The 18,821-nt window shown below is 67.4% G+C and carries 18 protein-coding genes; 10 read left to right on the forward strand and 8 right to left on the reverse strand.

The window, feature by feature from the left end; genetic code table 11:
* Nucleotides 1–19: 19 nt before the first annotated feature.
* Genes RM463_RS10430 through RM463_RS10445 form a run of 4 tightly spaced genes read right to left on the reverse strand, consistent with a single transcriptional unit; the run spans nucleotide 20 to nucleotide 3,226 of the window.
* Nucleotides 20–640, reverse strand: coding sequence for an NADH-quinone oxidoreductase subunit J (locus tag RM463_RS10430; protein ID WP_195689333.1), 621 nt, complete (start codon nucleotides 638–640; stop codon nucleotides 20–22).
* The gene (locus RM463_RS10435) at nucleotides 640–1,566 is read right to left on the reverse strand and encodes an NADH-quinone oxidoreductase subunit H (RefSeq protein WP_195689300.1); all 927 of its coding nucleotides are present in this window, start codon (nucleotides 1,564–1,566) and stop codon (nucleotides 640–642) included. The genes RM463_RS10430 and RM463_RS10435 overlap by 1 nt, the downstream gene beginning before the upstream one ends.
* Nucleotides 1,563–2,888 carry a hypothetical protein gene (locus RM463_RS10440; protein ID WP_311429959.1) on the reverse strand — a complete coding sequence of 442 codons (1,326 nt, stop codon included), beginning with the start codon at nucleotides 2,886–2,888 and terminating at the stop codon, nucleotides 1,563–1,565. Before RM463_RS10440 ends, RM463_RS10435 begins: the two co-directional genes overlap by 4 nt.
* Nucleotides 2,879–3,226: an NADH-quinone oxidoreductase subunit A gene (locus RM463_RS10445; RefSeq protein ID WP_195689298.1), complete on the reverse strand. Its 348-nt coding sequence runs from the start codon at nucleotides 3,224–3,226 to the stop codon at nucleotides 2,879–2,881. The genes RM463_RS10440 and RM463_RS10445 overlap by 10 nt, the downstream gene beginning before the upstream one ends.
* 294 nt (nucleotides 3,227–3,520) lie before the next feature.
* Between RM463_RS10445 and RM463_RS10450 the strand changes: the two genes are divergently transcribed.
* Nucleotides 3,521–3,751, forward strand: a complete 231-nt coding sequence (locus RM463_RS10450; RefSeq protein ID WP_195689297.1) for a hypothetical protein — start codon at nucleotides 3,521–3,523, stop codon at nucleotides 3,749–3,751.
* On the opposite strand, the gene RM463_RS10455 is transcribed toward RM463_RS10450, so the two are convergent.
* The gene (locus tag RM463_RS10455) at nucleotides 3,715–4,731 is read right to left on the reverse strand and encodes a bile acid:sodium symporter family protein (RefSeq protein WP_195689296.1); all 1,017 of its coding nucleotides are present in this window, start codon (nucleotides 4,729–4,731) and stop codon (nucleotides 3,715–3,717) included. The genes RM463_RS10450 and RM463_RS10455 overlap by 37 nt on opposite strands.
* 92 nt (nucleotides 4,732–4,823) lie before the next feature.
* Between RM463_RS10455 and RM463_RS10460 the strand changes: the two genes are divergently transcribed.
* Nucleotides 4,824–5,627 carry a helix-turn-helix transcriptional regulator gene (locus tag RM463_RS10460; protein WP_311429960.1) on the forward strand — a complete coding sequence of 268 codons (804 nt, stop codon included), beginning with the start codon at nucleotides 4,824–4,826 and terminating at the stop codon, nucleotides 5,625–5,627.
* A gap of 27 nt (nucleotides 5,628–5,654) precedes the next feature.
* On the opposite strand, the gene ahcY is transcribed toward RM463_RS10460, so the two are convergent.
* The 3 genes from ahcY to metK all read right to left on the reverse strand — a co-directional run bounded on the left by ahcY (nucleotide 5,655) and on the right by metK (nucleotide 10,181).
* Nucleotides 5,655–7,064, reverse strand: a complete 1,410-nt coding sequence (gene ahcY, locus RM463_RS10465; RefSeq protein WP_195689294.1) for an adenosylhomocysteinase — start codon at nucleotides 7,062–7,064, stop codon at nucleotides 5,655–5,657.
* A 66-nt stretch (nucleotides 7,065–7,130) separates the two neighbouring features.
* Nucleotides 7,131–8,849 (reverse strand): NAD-dependent DNA ligase LigB, encoded by a 1,719-nt coding sequence (gene ligB / locus RM463_RS10470; protein ID WP_311429961.1) that lies wholly within the window; start codon nucleotides 8,847–8,849, stop codon nucleotides 7,131–7,133.
* Nucleotides 8,850–8,942: 93 nt separating this feature from the next.
* Nucleotides 8,943–10,181, reverse strand: a complete 1,239-nt coding sequence (metK, locus tag RM463_RS10475) for a methionine adenosyltransferase (protein WP_195689292.1) — start codon at nucleotides 10,179–10,181, stop codon at nucleotides 8,943–8,945.
* Nucleotides 10,182–10,434: 253 nt separating this feature from the next.
* Between metK and tkt the strand changes: the two genes are divergently transcribed.
* From tkt to RM463_RS10515, 8 genes are all read left to right on the forward strand, one after another.
* Nucleotides 10,435–12,438, forward strand: coding sequence for a transketolase (tkt, locus tag RM463_RS10480; RefSeq protein WP_311429962.1), 2,004 nt, complete (start codon nucleotides 10,435–10,437; stop codon nucleotides 12,436–12,438).
* Between the two features lie 205 nt (nucleotides 12,439–12,643).
* The gene (locus RM463_RS10485; RefSeq protein WP_311429963.1) at nucleotides 12,644–13,051 is read left to right on the forward strand and encodes a carboxymuconolactone decarboxylase family protein; all 408 of its coding nucleotides are present in this window, start codon (nucleotides 12,644–12,646) and stop codon (nucleotides 13,049–13,051) included.
* Between the two features lie 61 nt (nucleotides 13,052–13,112).
* Nucleotides 13,113–13,487 carry a CidA/LrgA family protein gene (locus tag RM463_RS10490; RefSeq protein ID WP_311429964.1) on the forward strand — a complete coding sequence of 125 codons (375 nt, stop codon included), beginning with the start codon at nucleotides 13,113–13,115 and terminating at the stop codon, nucleotides 13,485–13,487.
* On the forward strand, nucleotides 13,480–14,196 hold the full coding sequence (locus RM463_RS10495) for an LrgB family protein (protein WP_311429965.1): 717 nt from the start codon (nucleotides 13,480–13,482) through the stop codon (nucleotides 14,194–14,196). The genes RM463_RS10490 and RM463_RS10495 overlap by 8 nt, the downstream gene beginning before the upstream one ends.
* A 52-nt stretch (nucleotides 14,197–14,248) precedes the next feature.
* On the forward strand, nucleotides 14,249–15,274 hold the full coding sequence (locus RM463_RS10500) for a glyceraldehyde 3-phosphate dehydrogenase NAD-binding domain-containing protein (RefSeq protein ID WP_311429966.1): 1,026 nt from the start codon (nucleotides 14,249–14,251) through the stop codon (nucleotides 15,272–15,274).
* 37 nt (nucleotides 15,275–15,311) lie between these two features.
* Nucleotides 15,312–16,481 carry a phosphoglycerate kinase gene (locus RM463_RS10505; protein ID WP_311429967.1) on the forward strand — a complete coding sequence of 390 codons (1,170 nt, stop codon included), beginning with the start codon at nucleotides 15,312–15,314 and terminating at the stop codon, nucleotides 16,479–16,481.
* An 82-nt stretch (nucleotides 16,482–16,563) separates the two neighbouring features.
* Nucleotides 16,564–17,628, forward strand: a complete 1,065-nt coding sequence (fba, locus tag RM463_RS10510) for a class II fructose-bisphosphate aldolase (RefSeq protein WP_311429968.1) — start codon at nucleotides 16,564–16,566, stop codon at nucleotides 17,626–17,628.
* A 119-nt stretch (nucleotides 17,629–17,747) separates the two neighbouring features.
* On the forward strand, nucleotides 17,748–18,767 hold the full coding sequence (locus RM463_RS10515) for a LacI family DNA-binding transcriptional regulator (RefSeq protein ID WP_311429969.1): 1,020 nt from the start codon (nucleotides 17,748–17,750) through the stop codon (nucleotides 18,765–18,767).
* Nucleotides 18,768–18,821 lie beyond the last annotated feature (54 nt).

The following is an 18,821-nucleotide window of genomic DNA, read 5'->3' on the forward strand; positions in this document are numbered from 1 at the left end:
CCTTGTGCTCGGCTCCCCATCAATGGCAGTGGTGATGGTGATGACCACCGCCCTCGTCACTTTCCTTCGGCATCCCCGCCGGCTCGCCCCCGGGCGCGAGTCCCGGCGGCATCGAGCCCTCCTCGGCGGCCCCAAAGCGTCCGCGATGGCTCGACAGCACCACCACGCCGATCATGGTGGTCAGCAGCACGATGCCGGCGGACTCGAAGATCAGCATTGAATCGCCGAGCAGCTCGTTGCCCAGCGAGGTCACCGGGTCGAGATCCGCCGGCAAGGGGCTATCGGGAAACTCCGCCAGCAGCGCCACGGCGGCGAGCACCACGAAGCTCACCGCGCCGGCGACGATGGCAAACCGGTGCTGATGCACCATCATCATCGGATTGAGTCCCGCCGGGTTCATCATGAACATGACCATGAAGAGCGCCATGACCATCATCTCCACGGCCATCATGAAGAACATCGCCACGCCCAGGTACTGCGCCGCCAGCAGGATCATGATCAGGCCCACGGCGATGAACGACACCAGCAGAAAGAAGGAGGCGCGTACCATCGAATCGGTGCAGAACACCCGCCAGCCGGAGACCACCGCCAGAACGGACAGCAACACGAAAAACAGATCGACGATCAGCGGATAGTCCATCACCACAAGGCCTCCACGCCTGCCCAGATCAGATCAACGAAGGAGAGCGGCAGTAACACCACCCACATCAGGGTCACGCAGCGCTCGGGCTGTACACGAGGCACCAGCCGCCCGATCAACAGCAGCACGGCGAGCACCGCCAGCATCTTGAGCAGCATCCACACCGGGCCCGGCAGCCAGGGCCCCAGCCAGCCGCCGAGAAAGGCGCTGGCCGCCGCACCGCTGAAGGCCACCAGCATCGCCGAGCGGGCCAGGTTCCACACCAGCCGCGGCGGGCCGGAGATCGCCGACGCCGTGCCGCCGGCCAGGTCCCGGGAGTCGGCCAGATTGAGCGGCCCCCAGAAGGTCACACCCAGGCCGACGATCAGGAACAGCGGCAAACCCAGGGGCTGGCGAATCACATTCCACAGCTCCGCCTGGGAGGCCACCACCTGAGAAAATTGCAGCGACTCCGCCGGCAATGCCACGCCGATCAGCACGAACATGCTGATCAGGATGTAGGAGAGCCCCAGGGCCACGTAGCGGTAGGCGCCGATCAGCGAAAGCAGCGTGTTGGCGGACCAGCCATGCAGGAAGATCACCACCGTGGCCAGGGCCTCGATGCTGCCCCATAGCACCACGCCGGTGACGAGATCCGTGGGTATCAGCGTCGGCGAGAAGGGCACTACCGCCAGGCCGATCGCCGCCAGCGCCAGATAGAGCGCCGGCGCCAGGCGCCAGGCCCGCCAATCCGGCGCCTCGGTGGCGTTGGCCTGCTGGGTGAGCAGCCAGGCGCCCCGCGCCAAGGGAGCCATCCAGGCGTTTGCCGCCCGCGGCAGGCCCAAGGCGCCAGCGATCGCCTCGTCGATCACCGCCACCAGATAGGCCCCGACCACGAGAACGACCGTCACCAGAATCACCGGCAGAATAAGCTCGTTGACGATCATGCTCGACGCTCCTCGCAGGACTCGGCCCCGTTGCCAGACGCTTCGGTGGAGCCTTGCAACGTCTCTTGCGGCCATTCGGAAACCGCCGCCAGATCCAGGCTTGCCAGGGTGCTCAGCGCCTCGTCCCACTCCAGGCCGGGGAGCAGTTCATCGAGCAATCTGCTGGCATCCTCGGACCGGTGTTCGCCCCAGGGGCCGCATGGTGTCTCGACGCTACCGATCACCTCGGTATGTGCCCCCTCCCGCTCGGCCTGGTGCGCCAGCTGCAGGGACTGGTCGATTTCCGCCAGGGTCTGGCGCCAACGGGCGCCGGTGTCGCCGCCATCCTGCAGGATCGGCGTGAAGCCCAGCCGGCGATAGGCGGCGTCCCGGCCGCGCAGGTCCTCCTCGAGCCCCGCGGCCCGCGCCGCCACGCCACCCACCCGACGGGCCTGACCCTGTTCGAGCCGGCCCTGCCCCGTCGTCGTCAGGCGAAAGAAGCCGCTGCGCCCCAGTCGGCGTCGCAGCTTCGTCACGCGTTCCTGCTCTACGCGTGGCTCGAACGCCAGGCGCAAGGCCTGCAGCGCCAGGCGCTCGAGCCCGGCCAGGCGCAAGGCGACATGCAGGCGCTTCAGGTGGTGGCGCGCCCGGGCCCGCTCGAGTTCGGCGATGGGCACGGGCTCCTGCAAGGCGCGAAAGAAGACGCTCCCCAGCGCAGTGGGGTACGGTGCGTCCTGGGTCGTCCAGGCGTAAACGAGATCGCCCTGCAGGGTGACTTCGGCACTCAGCCCCGGCGGCAGCATGGGCAGGAAGGGCCCCAGGGTGACGGTGAGCGAGTCCAGCGTCAGGCCATCGCGAAGATCATCGGTCATGTTCATGACCATGGGCCGGCCGTAGGGCACGCCGCCCATCATGCCCTCGCCGCCGTGACCGTCGTCGCCCAGCCCTTCCCAGGGGTTGGGCGGCTCGTCCGGCAACAGGCGCGGGGAGCTGCCGCGCTGGCCCTGCATCAGCTCACGATGCAGGGTCGTCAGTGCCTCGGGCAGGGCGTCGAGCTCGTCGACCCGGGTGGCGCCGGCGAGCTCGATCAGGGGCTCGCTGCGATACCATAGCGTGGCGAAAGGGGCCGGCAGCTGGTCGTGCACTCGACGCAGGGCAGCGTGCCGATCCGGCGGCACGCCGCCCGCCACCAGCAGGAGGCTGGCATGGCGCGGCGAGTCGACCAGTTCGATCCCCGCCGTCAGGGCCAGACGATGCAGCGCCGGCTCGCCATGCATGCCCAGGGCGGGGAACACCGGCACCCTGGCCCGCGCCGCCAGGCGAGAGAGCCGGCTCACTGCCACTTGAACACCCCCTCGCGCCAGCCGTAGACGATGCCCACGGAGAGGATGGCCAGGAACATGCCCATCTCCATCACCGCCTTCATGCCCTGCTCGACGAACACCACCGCCCACGGATACATGAACATCATCTCCATCTCGAAGGCGATAAGCAGCAGCGTCATGGGGTAGTAGCGAACGTGGTAGCGGCTCCAGGCGTGGGTCTCGGGCAGCCCCCCGCCCAGAAAGGGCGCGCGCTGGGAGTAGGGCGGCATCGGTTGATGACGCCGCGGCAGCCACTGGACCAATAGCCCCAGGCCGGCAGCGATCAGCACGATGAAAAAGAGTGTGAGCAGCTCCATGCGTATCCCTCGCCTTGCCCGCCCGGCCTTGGTGACCGGTGCATTCCCGTCTTCTTCTCGGGCGATAAGTCTCTTATCGCAGACACCTACAAACTAGTTGACATCCTCCCCTACCTCAACGTCTTCTGGACATTGTGCCGCCCATGGCGGAAAGGAAGGGGATTCCCAGGTCGTTACCTTCCTGGTTCCTGCTTCACTGCCCGTTACCTTCGGTGATGACACCGCCGGTCTTACACAAGCTCCACAGGCTTAACCTCCCGTGTGCCCCACGTGTGCGAGAGATTGGCGACCGCCATGGAGGGACTGGCGGCATTTCCGGCCAACGACACCCTGCCAGGCATGATGATCATCGGCATGACGCTGGGCAGGGTCAGCATTCGCGAGCTGGATGGCCGCTTTACCGAAGCCTGCGTGGCGATCCGCGTGGCGATCCGTTGCGCGCTCTGGCCGCTGCTGGCGCTCGGCGCCGCGCCGCAGCTGATACCGCACTACCTCGGGCTGATGCTGCCACTGGTTGCCGGCTGAGCGGCGCTCTCCTCGCGACGGGCGTAGCGCTGGGCCAATACCGCGCAGACCATCAGCTGAATCTGGTGGAACAGCATCAACGGCAACAGCGCGGGGCCGATGGCGCCGCCGGTAAACAGCAGCTGGGCCATGGGCACGCCGGTGGCCATGCTCTTCTTGGAGCCGCAGAACACGATGGTGATCTCGTCCTCGCGGCTGAAGCCCAGGCGCCGCGCCAGCCAGGCAGTCAGCCACAACACCAGCGCCAGCAACGCGCAGCACGTAAGGGTCAGTGCCGCCAGCTCCCGGGCCGAGACGGTCTGCCATAGCCCGCCCACCACCGAGGCGCTGAAGGCGGTATAGACCACCAGCAGGATGGAGCTCTGGTCGACCCCTACCAGCCAGCCGCGGTTGCGGGCGATCCAGTCGCCGGTCCAGGGGCGCGACAGGTGGCCCAGCACGAAGGGCAGCAGCAGCTGCAGGCAGATCCTGCCCACCGCATCGAGGCTCACCGCGGCTTCGCCCACTCCCTCGGCGTCCAGCAGCAGGGTCAGCAGCAGCGGAGTCAGGCCGATGCCGATCAGGCTCGAGGCCGAGGCACTGCACACCGCCGCCGACACATTGCCTCGTGCGATGGAGGTAAAGGCGATCGCCGACTGCACCGTGCCCGGCAGCGCACATAGATAGAGCATGCCGATATACAGCGGCAGACCCAGCAGCGGCAACAGCAGCGGCTTGAGCGCCCAGCCGATCAGCGGGAACATCACGAAGGTACAGGCGAACACCAGCAGATGCAGTCGCCAGTGGGTAGCGCCGGCGATGATCGCCTGACGCGACAGCTTGGCGCCGTGCATGAAGAACAGCAGTGCGATGGCCAGCCGGGTCAACCAGACGAAGAACACCTCCCAAGCTCCCTGGGCCGGCAGCAAGGTGGCCACGGCCACCACCGCCATCAGCAGCAGGGTGAAGGTATCGAACAGGGTACGCAGTCGCGACAACATGGGGGCACCTCGAGTGACAGAAAGGCCATGACCGAAGGGATCGCCACAGACTATCCTGAACGGTCACGTCGTTTTCACGCCAACAAGACACCATGTATCGACAAACGGACATCCCACCCCCAGAACCGACGCGCCTCGGTGAGCTGAAGCGCCTGCCCCGTCCGCTCTACGGCCATCGCGAGACGCTACCCAACCGCGCCATCCCACGCCGCCATCGCCACCCCTGGGCCCAGCTCTCCTACGCCGCCCGGGGGGTGGTCGAAGTGGCCACCCCCGAGGCGCGCTTCATCGCCCCGCCCGACCGCGCGGTATGGATTCCCCCCGGCCGCCTCCACGGCGTACGCTGCTCCCGCGACAGCGAGATCCGCAGCCTCTATCTCGATCCGGTGGCCTGCGACCTGGAGTGGCCCGACTGCCATGTGCTGGAGGTACAGCCGCTGCTGCGCGAGCTGATTCGCGCCTTCGGCGAGCTGCCGGTGCTCTATGATCTGGAGGGCGCTGACAACCGGCTGGCCCAGGTGCTGCTGGATCGTCTACGGGCCGCCCCCCGAGTGCCGCTGATGCTGCCCTGGCCCCGCGACCCTCGACTGGCCCGGTTATGTCAGCGCATCCAGGCACGCCCCGACGCGCCCCACCGGCTCAGCGAGCACGCCCGTCGGCTGGGGGTGGCCGAGCGTACCCTGAGCCGCGCCTTTCGTGCCCAGACCGGACTCCGCTTTCGTCGCTGGCGCCAGCGCTGCCGGCTCTTCGCCGCCCTGCCCCGGCTGGAAGCCGGTGAGCGGGTCACCGACGTCGCCCTGGCCTGCGGCTACGAGAGCCTATCGGCGTTTATCGCCGCCTTTCGCGAGGAGTTCGGCAGAACCCCCGGGGAGCTGGTTCACCGGGCCCCTCTTTAGCGCGGGCCCTTCAATAACGCCGACCATTCAATAACGATAGTGGTCCGGCTTGAAGGGGCCATCCGCCGGCACGCCGGTGTACTCGACCTGGGCCTCGCTCATGCGGGTGATCACCCCACCGAAGCCCTCCACCATATAGCGGGCCACCTCCTCGTCGAGATGGCGTGGCAGCACGCTCACCCCGAGCGCCTCGCCCTTCTCCTCGGCCGGCAGCTCGGCGAACCGCCCCCGGTAGAGATGCAGCTGCGCCAGCACCTGGTTGGCGAAGGAGCCATCCATGACCCGGGAGGGGTGACCGGTGGCGTTGCCCAGGTTGACCAGGCGCCCCTCGGAGAGCAGGATCAGATAGTCGCGGCTGGCGGGATCGAAGTCGCCCGGCCTGCTGTCGCGGTAGACCTTGTGCACCTGGGGCTTCACCTCCTCCCAGTGCCAGTGGCGGCGCATGTAGCCGGTGTCGATCTCGCTGTCGAAGTGGCCGATATTGCACACCACTGCCCCGGGCTTGAGGGCCTGCAGCATAGCGGCATCACAGGCGGCGATATTGCCGGTGCAGGTCACCACCAGATCGATGCGACGCAGCAGCTCACGGTCGATGCTCTCCACGCCCCGGTTGATGCCACCGATGTAGGGAGAGACCACCTCGAAGCCGTCCATGCAGGCCTGCATCGCGCACAGCGGGTCGATCTCCGCAATCCTGACGATCATTCCCTCCTGACGGAGCGACGCCGCCGACCCCTTGCCCACATCGCCATAGCCCACCACCAGCGCCTGCTTGCCGGCCAGCAGGTGGTCGGTGGCGCGCTTGATGGCATCGCTGAGCGAGTGGCGGCAGCCATACTTGTTGTCGTTCTTCGACTTGGTCACGGCGTCATTGACGTTGATGGCCGGCACACGCAGGGTGCCGTCGCGCAGCATCTCCTGCAGCCGATGCACACCCGTGGTGGTCTCCTCGCTGATGCCATGAACGGCATCGAGAAGCTCCGGGCGCTTCTCGTGCAGCAGCAGGGTCAGGTCACCGCCGTCGTCGAGTACCAGATTGGGGGTCCAGCCGTCGGGGCCGGTGACGGTCTGCTCGATGCACCACCAGAACGCCTCTTCCGTCTCCCCCTTCCAGGCAAATACCGGGATGCCGGCGGCGGCGATGGCCGCCGCGGCGTGGTCCTGGGTGGAGAAGATGTTGCAGGAAGACCAGCGCACGCTGGCCCCGAGATCGATCAAGGTCTCGATCAGCACCGCGGTCTGGATGGTCATGTGAATGCAGCCGGCGATGCGGGCACCGGCCAGTGGCCGAGCATCGCGATACTGCTCACGGATCGTCATCAGCGCCGGCATTTCGGTCTCGGCGATGCGAATCTCGCGACGGCCCCAGTCGGCCAGGGCGAGATCGGCAACCTTGAAGTCCTGCTGGGCGGGAGTGGTCACGGCGGGCTGGTTCATGGGCGCACCTCGTCACGTGCTGAAAGCGTGACCTTCACTATAGGCGGCGATTCCGGCGGTCGACAATCAACGCTCGAACCCGGCGATCCCGAGCCCGCCCAGCCGCTCGGCCAGGCGCCGCACCTCCGGGTGGGCGAAGAACTCGCCAAGCTCCTCGGCGCGCCCCGGTCCTATGCCGGGCATGGCCCTCCAGTCGTCTTCGGCGTGACGCTCCAGGGTGTGCCAGTCGGCCGGCAGGGCGGCCTCGACTCCGGGCGGCGCTCCCAGCGCCTGCAACCAGCGCGCAAAGGGTGCCTCTCTTGCCGTCGCGAAGGTCGCCGCCAGGGAGCCTGCCCGAACCTCACCGATGCCACGGGCGCGGCGCAGCGCCTGTCGATCCAGCTCCAGCCAGTCGAGCAGTCCCTCGACCCGCCCCGCCTCGACCAGCGCCCTCCAGGTCCCCGGGCCGACGCCGGTCATGGCCAGCCCCTGATCGCCGGACAACCACTCCAGCCGCGCCAGGAACTGCTCCTCACAGCCCGGCACCAGGCGTAGACAGCTCAGGGTGTGGTAGCGAGCGGGGGCCGGCACCACCAGCGGGCGACGCTCGACAGCGCGCCAGGCCACGCCCTCCAGGCGCGGGATGGTCAATCCCGCCAGGGCAATGATGACGTGGTCCCCGGGGCGAATGTCCAGCTCCTGCCAGCGGGAGAGTGACCCCACGCTGACTCGCCGGATGGTGCGCCCCTCGAGCGTTACCGGGTGCAGGTGGAGCAGCGGGGTGATGCGCCCGGTGCGGCCGATGCGAAACTCCATCCCGCGCACCTCGCCCAGTGCCTCCCGGGACGGATGCTTCCAGGCCACCGCCCACTCCGGCGGCTCGGCCCGCCAGGCCTCGGCGGGTGGCCGCGAGGCCTGACGCAGCACCACCCCATCGGTGGCGAAGGGCAGAGGTCCCTGAAACCAGGCGCGGCGCCACTGCTTGACCGTGGCCAGATCCGCTACCGGATGGGTAAAGCGCAGCGTATCGACAAAGCCGAGCCTCGAGAGCCCCGCCAGGCGCTCGCCCATATCGGCCGGACCGTCGGGCCAGTCCCAGATAAACAGCCCGACCCGGTCCGCGTCGTCAGCGTTCAGCACCCTGCGCGCCATCAGTCCGCTGATCTCGGCACGCGCCCCGGCATCGCCGCGCTCGGCCTGCACATGCCCCTCCTGACGCAGGTAGAGCTCCCCCTGCAGCACGCCATCGAACGACCCGGGCAGCCGGGGTGGGACCGACGGCAGGCGCTGCACGCGCCCGATCCAGTCCTGCCCGGTCACGCCATCGCCGCGACTGATCGCGGCCACCAAACGGCCATCACGATAGACCAGGGTCACCGCCACCCCATCCACCTTGGGCTGAATCCAGGCGTCGGGGCGGCGCATCAACCAGCGCTCCACGGCATCGGCATCGGCGAGCTTGGCAAGACCGGTCTGGGGGACGGGGTGAACGCTTTCGCCCGCGGGATAACTCGGCGCTGCCATCGCGGGCAGCCGATCGGGAAAGCAGCGCCGCCAGACCTCGAGTCGCGCCCGGGCCTGATCGTAGATAGCGTCGCTCACCAGCGACTCGCCACGCCGGTAGTAGGCGTCGTCCCATTCGGCCAGGCGAGCCAGCAGGGTGGCGACGGAATCCGACGACGGCGATGACGGGCAGGAAGCAGAGGCAACCGGCACGGCCAGAACCAGAAGAAGAAGGACCGGCAAGCAGGTCAGGTGCAGTGAGTGCGAAAGGTGAGCAAGGTGCGAAAGGCGTAGAAGGTGCATGGGCGGCACCTCGGCGAGGGGTTTGCTCTTACCCTAGCAACGGGCCCCGCACGGCGCTGCCGGCGGGGCCCATTATCTCGCGCAGGCCTGAGCCTACTGCGTCATGCCTTCCTGGAGGCCGGCGGCCTGACGCAGGGCAGCGGCCCGGTCGACCTTCTCCCAGGGGAAGGCCGTGAAGGTCTCGGTGTGCTGCTGCCCATCGGTATCGATCCAGGTATAGGAGGTCTCGAAGGGCTCACGGCCGAAGTGACCGTAGGCCGCGGTCAGCCGATACATGGGGTGCAGCAGGTCGAGCATGCGGGTGATGGCGTTGGGTCGCAGGTCGAAGTGCTCGCGGACCAGCTCGATGATCCTCGCCTCATCCACCTTGCCGGTACCGAAGGTGTTGATGGCGACCGAGGTGGGCTCGGCCACGCCGATGGCGTAGGAGACCTGGATCTCGCACTTGTCTGCGAGTCCCGCGGCGACGATGTTCTTGGCCACGTAGCGACCGGCGTAGGCGGCGCTGCGATCCACCTTGGACGGATCCTTGCCGGAGAAGGCGCCACCACCGTGGCGGGCCGTGCCACCGTAGGTGTCGACGATGATCTTGCGGCCGGTCAGGCCACAGTCGCCCACCGGGCCGCCGATCACGAACTTGCCGGTCGGGTTGATATGGTACTTGGTCTGGTCGGAGAGCCACTCGGCAGGCACCACCTGCTCGATGATCTCGCGCCGCACCATCTTGCGCAGCTCCTGCTGGTCGATCTCAGGGTCATGCTGGGTGGAGAGCACGATGGCATCCACCGCGCAGGGCTTGCCCTCGGCATCGTAGCGGAAGGTGAGCTGGCTCTTGGCATCCGGGCGCAGCCAGGGCAGCAGGCCCTGCTTGCGCAGCTCCGCCTGGCGCTCCACCAGACGATGGGCGAAGTGGATCGGCGCCGGCATGAAGGAGTCGGTCTCGTTGGTGGCGTAACCGAACATCAAGCCCTGGTCGCCGGCGCCCTGGTCCTCGGGCTTGCTGCGGTCGACGCCCTGGGCGATATCCACGCTCTGCTTGCCGATCAAGTTGAGCACGCCACAGGTCAGGCCATCGAAGCCGACATCCGAGGAGGTATAGCCGATACCGGTAATCACCTCGCGCACTATCGCCTCGAGGTCGACCCAGGCGGAGGTGGTGATCTCGCCGGCGACGATCGCCACGCCGGTCTTGACCAGGGTCTCACAGGCCACCCGCGCCTGCTTGTCGCGGGCGATGATGGCGTCGAGAACGGCATCGGAGATCTGATCGGCGATCTTGTCCGGATGCCCCTCGGAGACGGATTCGGAGGTAAACAGGGAGTATTCGCTCATGGCGTCCTCGACCGTGGAGTCACGGATGTCACAACAAGTCACAAAAAACAGGCCGCGGTGGGCCTCATATTGGGGCCAAGAGTCTACACGCTGGCAGGTGGCGAGGCATCCACGATTTGAAGCGCGCCGTCAAGTCGGCGACAATACGCCACCGAATTCGACCGCGCCACGCCCCTCCCGCGTGGCGTCCGATCCAGCCAGACAGCCCGTCCCCGCCACCGTACGGCGTGGAACGCAGGCGAGGAGCTCTCCCATGCCGTCACGTTTCGAACTGGCCAACGCCATTCGCGCCCTCTCCATGGATGCCGTCCAGAAGGCCAACTCCGGCCACCCCGGCGCGCCCATGGGCATGGCCGACATCGCCGAGGTGCTGTGGAACGACTACCTCAAGCACAACCCGGCCGACCCGAAGTGGCCCGACCGCGACCGTTTCGTGCTCTCCAACGGTCACGGTTCCATGCTGCTCTACTCCCTGCTCCACCTCACCGGCTACGAGCTCGGCCTCGAGGAGCTGCAGAACTTCCGCCAGCTCCACGCCAAGACCGCCGGCCACCCCGAGTACGGCTATGCGCCGGGGATCGAGACCACTACCGGCCCGCTGGGCCAGGGCCTGGCCAACGCCGTGGGCATGGCACTCGCCGAGAAGACCCTGGCGGCCCAGTTCAACCGCCCCGGTCACGATATCGTCGACCACTACACCTATGTGTTCGTCGGCGACGGCTGCCTGATGGAGGGCGTCTCTCACGAGGCCTGCTCCCTGGCCGGCACCCAGCAGCTCGGCAAGCTGATCGCCCTCTATGACGACAACGGCATCTCCATCGACGGCGAGGTCGAGGAGTGGTTCACCGAGGACACCGCCAAGCGCTTCGAGGCCTATGGCTGGCACGTGGTGCCCAACGTCGATGGCCACAAGCCCGAGGAGATCCAGGCCGCCATCGAGATGGCACGCAGCCAGGATGACAAGCCCAGCCTGATCATCTGCAAGACGATCATCGGCTTCGGCGCCCCCGGCAAGCAGGGTACCGCCGCCACCCATGGTGCCCCGCTCGGCGAGGACGAGGTGGCCGCCGCTCGTCAGCGGCTCGAATGGCCCCACGCGCCCTTCCATGTGCCCGAGGAGATCTATCGTGGCTGGGACGCCAGCGAGGCCGGCCAGACCCAGCAGGAGAAGTGGCAGGCCCGCTTCGAGCGCTACGCCCAGGCACACCCGGAGCTGGCTCGCGAGTTTGCTCGCCGCATGGAGTGCAAGCTGCCCACCGCCTTCACCAGCGAAGCCATGGTGCAGCGTGCCCAGGAGAAGGGTGAATCCATCGCCTCGCGCAAGGCCTCGCTCAACTGCCTCAACGAGCTTGGGCCGCAGCTGCCCGAGCTGCTCGGCGGCAGCGCCGACCTGGCCCCCTCGAACCTGACCTTCTGGGAGGGGGCGCAGGCGATCACCCCGCAGACCCCGGAGGGCAACTACCTCCACTACGGGGTCCGCGAGTTCGGCATGGGCGCGATCATGAACGGTATCGTCCTGCATGGCGGCTTTATTCCCTACGGCGCCACCTTCCTGATCTTCATGGAGTACATGCGCAACGCGGTGCGCATGGCGGCTCTGATGGGCAAGCGCGCCATCTATGTCTTCACCCATGACTCCATCGGCCTGGGCGAGGACGGTCCCACCCATCAGCCGGTGGAGCAGCTCACCAACCTGCGCACCACGCCCAACCTGGCCACCTGGCGCCCCTGCGACGCCACCGAAACCGCCGCCGCCTGGGATGCCGCCATCAAGCGCAACGCCGGCCCCACGGCGCTGGTGCTCTCCCGCCAGGGCCTGCCCCACCAGTCGCGCACCAAGCAGCAGCTGGCCAATATCCAGCGCGGCGGCTATGTGCTCAAGGACTGCGACGGCACCCCCGACCTGATCCTGATCGCCACCGGTTCCGAGGTCGGCCTGGCCATGGACGCCACCGCCGAGCTGGAGCAGGCCGGCCACGCCGTGCGTGTGGTCTCCATGCCCTCCACCTACCGCTTCGACGCCCAGGATGCCGAGTACCGCGAGAGTGTGCTGCCCAGGGCCGTGACCCGTCGCATCGCCATCGAGGCCGGCCATGCCGACTTCTGGTACAAGTATGTGGGCCTCGACGGTCGCGTGATCGGCATGCGCAGCTACGGCGAGTCCGCCCCGGCGGGCGAGCTGTTCAAGCACTTCGGCTTCACCGTGCAAAACGTGATCAATCAGGCTACCGAGCTGCTCGAGGGCACTGACGGCTGACCTCGACGCTAACGCGGCCCTAGCCTTCCGGCCTCCGCGAGCAGGTCAGCCGGAGGGACAGGCAAGGCCGAGGCGACACCTGGAAAGGGGCTGGCGATTGCCGAGCCCCTTTCTTGTGGAATCTTTCATGTGGAACCCTTGCGCGATAAGCGTCGCCAAGCCCGGCGATGCAACCTGCAACCGCCGGAGACGAAAGGAGAGCAATATGACAACTGATCGTTATCAAAAGGGCATGGACAAGCTGATGGAGCTGACCATCCCCGACGAGAACAGCCCCACGGGCCATATGGAGATCGGCGAGAGCTTCAAGGATGTCGCCCCCGACCTGACCCGGATGGTGGTGGAGTTTGCCTTCGGCGATGTCTATGCCCGACCGGGCCTCGACAACAAGCAGAAGGTATTGACGACCATCTCGGCGCTGGTTGCCCAGGGCACGCCCCAGATCGGCATGCATGTGGTAACCGGCCTGAACGTTGGCCTGACGCCCGACGAAATTGCCGGCTGCATCATCCACCTTATTCCCTATGTCGGCTTCCCGCGGGCCTTGAACGCCCTGCGAGTGGCACAGGAGGTCTTTGCCGAGCAGGGCGTTGCCGTTACACAACAGGAGTGACCATGGTCGCCACACTGCTGGAACGGTACCGTCCCATGGCACCTTCGGACCGGAGGCTGGCTTGACGACACTGCGTGGCTTCCTCTGGCTGATCGGCTTTCTGCTGGCCGGTGAGGCGCTGGTCCTCCTCACCGGCCTGCCGGTTTCCGCCGGCGTGATCGGCATGCTGCTGCTAACCGCCTGGCTAGCGCTCCACGGCGGTGGCTTCGACGATATCGCCGCCGCGGCCCGGCCGCTGATCGCCGCCCTGGCACTGCTGATCATGCCCGGCGTGGTGGGTATCTTCTTTATCCTCGACGAGCTCGCCGGCCAGCTCACCGCCATCCTGGTCGCCCTGCTGCTGGGCACCCTGCTCAGCGTCTTCACCACCCTGTGGCTGATGCGTCGACTGGTGGCCGATGCCAGCACGGACAGCCGGGAGGCTCCCCATGAATGACCTGATCGAGCAGCTGATGGTCAACCCCCTCGCCGCCGTGGCACTCACGCTCGCCGCCTACTTCACCGGCGACCGGCTATTTCGTGCCCTGCGTGCCCCCGCCTGGTGTCCTCCGCTGCTGGTGGCCGCCCTGCTGCTGGCCACCGCGCTATGGTTGTTCGGCATCGACTATGCCGACTACCGTGCGGGAGCCGGCTGGATGACGCTGCTGCTGGGACCGGCCACGGTGGCTCTGGGCCTGCCCCTCTACCAGCAGATGGGCAAGATCCGCGAGCTGTGGCGACCGCTGCTGCTCTGCCTGCCCATCGCCGCCACCATGGCCGCCCTCTACGCGGTAGGCGTCGCCTGGGTGATGGGGGCCCCCCCCGAGATCCTCGCCTCCCTGGCCCCCAAGTCGGTCACCGCCCCCATCGCCATCGGCATCACCGAGCGCCTGGGCGGCTCGGTGGCGCTGCTGATGGGCGGCCTGCTGGTCACCGGTGTGGCGGCGATCGGCTGCGTCAGCCTGGTGGCCCGCTGGCTCGACATCCAGGATGAGCGCCTGCTCGGCCTGGCGCTGGGAATCAATGGCCATGCCCTGGGCACGGTCCGCGCCTTCGAGATCAGCCCCACCGCCGGCGCCTTCTCCTCGCTGGGCATGAGCCTCACCGGCATACTCACCGCCCTGCTGCTGCCGCTGGCCTGGCGGCTGCCGGGACTCGTCGGCTGAAATACGCTAGAATCGCCGGTCTTCACTAACCGCTGGAGAGACGCTCGACGCCATGGCCTATCGCATCGCCATCAACGGTTACGGTCGCATCGGCCAGTGCGTGCTGCGCGCCCTTATCGAGCGTGCCGAGCCGCGGCTCGAGGTGGTGGCCATCAACGAGCTGTCGGGGCTCGACACCATCGCCTACCTGACCCGCTACGACACCACCCATGGCCGCTTCCCGGCGCGGGTCGAGGTCGATGGCGACCATCTGGTGATCGACGGCCGGGCGATCCGCGTGCTCTCCGAGCCCGACCCCCGCCGCCTGCCCTGGCAGGAGCTGGGCATCGATCTGGTGCTGGAGTGTTCCGGCAGCTTCAAGGATCGCGCCACGGCCGAGTGCCACCTGAACGCCGGCGCCGGCCGCCTGCTGTTCTCCCAGCCGGCGGAGGCCGACGTCGACGCCACCATCGTCAGCGGCATCAACGACCACGAACTGGTCCCCGCCCGGCGTATCGTCTCGGCGGCCTCCTGCACCACCAACTGCCTGGTGCCGGTGCTCACCGTGCTCGACGAGGCACTCGGCATCGAACACGGCGTCACCACCACCATTCACTCGGCGATGAACGACCAGCCGGTGATCGACGCCTACCACCAGACCGACCTGCGCCTGACCCGCTCGGCGATGCACTCCATCGTGCCGGTGGACACCGGCCTGGCCCGTGGCATCAACCGCCTGATGCCTCATCTGGCCGGTCGCTTCGAGTGCCTGCATATGCGGGTGCCGACCATCAATGTCTCGGCCATGGACCTGTCCATCACGGTGCGCCAGGACACCAGCGCCAGCGAGGTGAACGACCTGCTCGCCGAGGCCAGTCGCGGACGCCTGGCCGGCCTGCTGGGCTACACCGAGGAACCCATGGCCTCGGTCGACTTCAACCACGACCCACGCTCCGGTATCGTGGACGCCACCCAGACCCGGGTGGCCGGCGGCCGCCTGATCAAGCTGCTGTGCTGGTTCGACAACGAGTGGGGGTTCGCCAACCGCATGCTCGATGTCACGCGGCGCCTGGCCGTCATGCCCCTCGACGCTCCCTGATCCCCTTACGGTTTCCCCAAATGAGGAACACCCCCCGATGAACGTGCGCAAGATGACCGACCTCGACCTCAGCGGAAAGCGAGTGCTGATCCGCGAGGACCTCAACGTGCCCGTCAAGAACGGCAAGGTGACCAGCGATGCGCGCCTGCGTGCCGCCCTGCCCTCCATCCAGGCCGCCCTGGATGGCGGCGCCCGGGTGCTGCTGATGAGCCACCTGGGCCGCCCCACCGAAGGAGAGCCCGCCGAGGAGTTCTCGCTGGCGCCGGTGGCCGACCACCTGGGCGAGCTGCTGGGCCGCCCGGTACGGCTGGTCAAGGAGTACCTGGACGGCGGGGTCGAGGTGACCGATGGCGAGGTGGTCCTGCTCGAGAACGTGCGCTTCAACCAGGGTGAGAAGAAGGACGACGAGGCGCTCGCCAAGCAGTACGCCGCCCTCTGCGATATCTACGTGATGGATGCCTTCGGCACCGCCCATCGCGCCCAGGCCTCCACCCACGGCGTGGCCCGCTTCGCCTCGGTGGCCTGTGCCGGCCCGCTGCTGGCCGCCGAGCTGGATGCCCTGGAGAAGGCCCTGGCCACTCCGGCCCGCCCCATGGCCGCCATCGTCGGCGGCTCCAAGGTCTCCACCAAGCTGGAGGTGCTGACGGCGCTCTCCGAGAAGTGCGACCAGCTGATCGTCGGCGGCGGCATCGCCAACACCTTTATCGCCGCGGCCGGCCACAACGTGGGCAAGTCGCTGCACGAGGCCGACCTGATCGACCAGGCCAGGGCACTGATGGACAAGGTGGAGATCCCGCTGCCAAGCGACGTGGTGGTGGCCACCGAGTTCTCCGACGCCGCCGAGGCCATCGTCAAGCCGGTGGACCGGGTCGCCGACGACGAGATGATCCTCGATATCGGACCGGAGAGCGCCGCTCGCCTGGGGGCCATGCTCAAGGATGCCGGCACCATTCTGTGGAACGGCCCGGTCGGCGTCTTCGAGATCGACCAGTTCGGCAAGGGCACCGAGGTGATCTCCCGGGCCATCGCCGACAGCCCGGCCTTCTCCATCGCCGGCGGCGGCGATACCCTGGCGGCCATCGACAAGTATGGTATCGCCGATGCGGTCTCCTATATTTCCACCGGTGGCGGCGCCTTCCTCGAGTATGTCGAGGGCAAGACCCTGCCGGCGGTCGCCGCCCTGGAAGCCGCCGCGGCCCAGGCCTGATAGACTAGACGAATCCCGACACGACTCTCCACGCGGCGGCTGCCTCCGGGCGCCGCCGCCACCACGAACGACAGGTGAGAATATGGCACTGATCAGCATGCGCCAGCTGCTGGACCACGCCGCCGAACATGGCTACGGCGTGCCGGCCTTCAACGTCAACAACCTCGAGCAGATGCGCGCCATCATGGAAGCCGCCGACCGCACCGACTCCCCGGTGATCGTCCAGGCCTCTGCCGGTGCCCGCAAGTATGCCGGAGCCCCCTTCCTGCGCCATCTGATCCTGGCCGCGGTGGAGGAGTTTCCGCACATCCCGGTGGTGATGCACCAGGATCACGGCACCAGCCCCGGGGTATGCCAGCGCTCCATCCAGCTGGGCTTCTCCTCGGTGATGATGGACGGCTCCCTGGGCGAGGATGGCAAGACCCCGATGGACTACGACTACAACGTCGACGTCACCCGTCGCACCGTGGAGATGGCCCACGCCTGCGGGGTCTCCGTGGAGGGCGAGCTGGGCTGCCTGGGCAGCCTGGAAACCGGCATGGCCGGTGAGGAGGATGGCATCGGCGCCGAGGGCAAGCTGGACATGGATCAGCTGCTCACCGACCCGGAAGAGGCCGCCGACTTCGTCAAGGCCACCGGCGTGGACGCCCTGGCCATCGCCATCGGCACCAGCCACGGCGCCTACAAGTTCACTCGGCCGCCCACCGGCGACACCCTCTCCATCCAGCGCATCAAGGAGATCCACGCCCGCATCCCCGATACCCATCTGGTGATGCATGGCTCCTCCTCGGTGCCCCAGGAGTGGCTCGAGATCATCAACGCCCACGGCGGCGAGATCCCCGAGACCTACGGCGTGCCCGTCGAGGAGATCATCGAGGGCATCAGGCACGGAGTGCGCAAGGTCAATATCGATACCGACCTGCGCCTGGCCTCCACCGGCGCGGTGCGTCGCTTCCTGGCCGAGAACCCCAGCGAGTTTGACCCGCGCAAGTTCCTCAAGGAGACCGTCACCGCCATGCGCGATCTCTGCATCGATCGCTACGAGGCCTTCGGCACCGCGGGCAACGCTTCCAAGATCAAGCCGATCAACCTGGAAGCGATGTTCGAGCGCTACGCGAGCGGCGAGCTGGACCCCAAGGTGCGCTAAGCACATCTCGCACCTCGCATGATCAACGGGCGGCCTCAGGGCCGCCCGTTTTGTTTGGATTTGCCGCAGGAGCCGATTACGCCTAGGATGGGAACGTTCCCATTATCACATTCACTTCCATGCACTCAGCCCCATGCCTCAATTCCACGATCCTCGATGTGGCTCGCGAGGCGCGTGTTTCCAAGACCAGCGTCTCTCGATACTTCGGCCACGAGCGCGAGCGCCTTTCGCCTGAGCTGCAGACGCGCATCGCCATGGCGGCCCAACGCCTGGGCTACCGCCCCAACCGGATGGCGCGTGGCCTGAAGGGTGGAAGCTCGGGGCTTGTCGGCATGCTGGTCGCCGACATTCGCAACCCCTTCTCGGTGGCCGTCATGCATGGCATAGAGCAGGCCTGCCGAGAGCGGAGTCTGTCGCTGATGGTGTGCAATACCGACAACGACCCGAGCCAGGAGCGCGCCCACCTTGAGCTGCTCGCCTCTTACCGTGTCGAGGGGCTGATCATCAATGCCGCGGGAAGCCCTGACCGGGAGCTGCAGGCGCTGGCCGAGCGTGGCATTCCTCTCGTGCTTCTCGACCGTGACGTGGGTAGCGTCGACGCCGACGTGGTCGGCCTCGACAACCATATGGCGATTGATATGGCCCTGGACCACCTTCAGGCTCAGGGCTACCGAACGCTGCTCTATATCAGTGAGCCCCCCGCCGAAGCCAGCTCGAGGCGAGCGCGCCTGAATCATTTCCAGCGTGGCTGCAGGGCCCGTGCCTTGAACGGCCGGGTACATGACCAGATGCTGGGCGAGGGAGATACCCTCCACCGGGCGATCAGCGACTTCCTCTCCCGGCGAGCCGACTCACCCAGCGCCCTGCTCTGTGCCAACGGCAGGGTGACGCTTGCGGTGACCCGGGTCCTCCAGGAGCTCGGCGTGCCCCTGGGGGAAACCGGTCTGCTCGGCATTGACGAGCTCGACTGGTGTGCCCTGGTACCGCCCGGCATCACCACCCTGGCTCAGCCCACCGAAGCGATCGGTCGTGCCGCACTGGAGTGTCTGCTGGCCGAACCGACATCAAGCGGCGCATCTCTGGCCCCACCCTATTTACACCCCCCTGTGCTGATGGCCCGCGGCTCCACAAGACGCTGACCCCACGCCGCGGCAGCCAGCGACCACAGCGATTAATGGTAACGTTCCCAAACA

The sequence above is a fragment of the Halomonas sp. LES1 genome (genome assembly GCF_031846005.1).
Lineage (GTDB): Bacteria > Pseudomonadota > Gammaproteobacteria > Pseudomonadales > Halomonadaceae > Halomonas.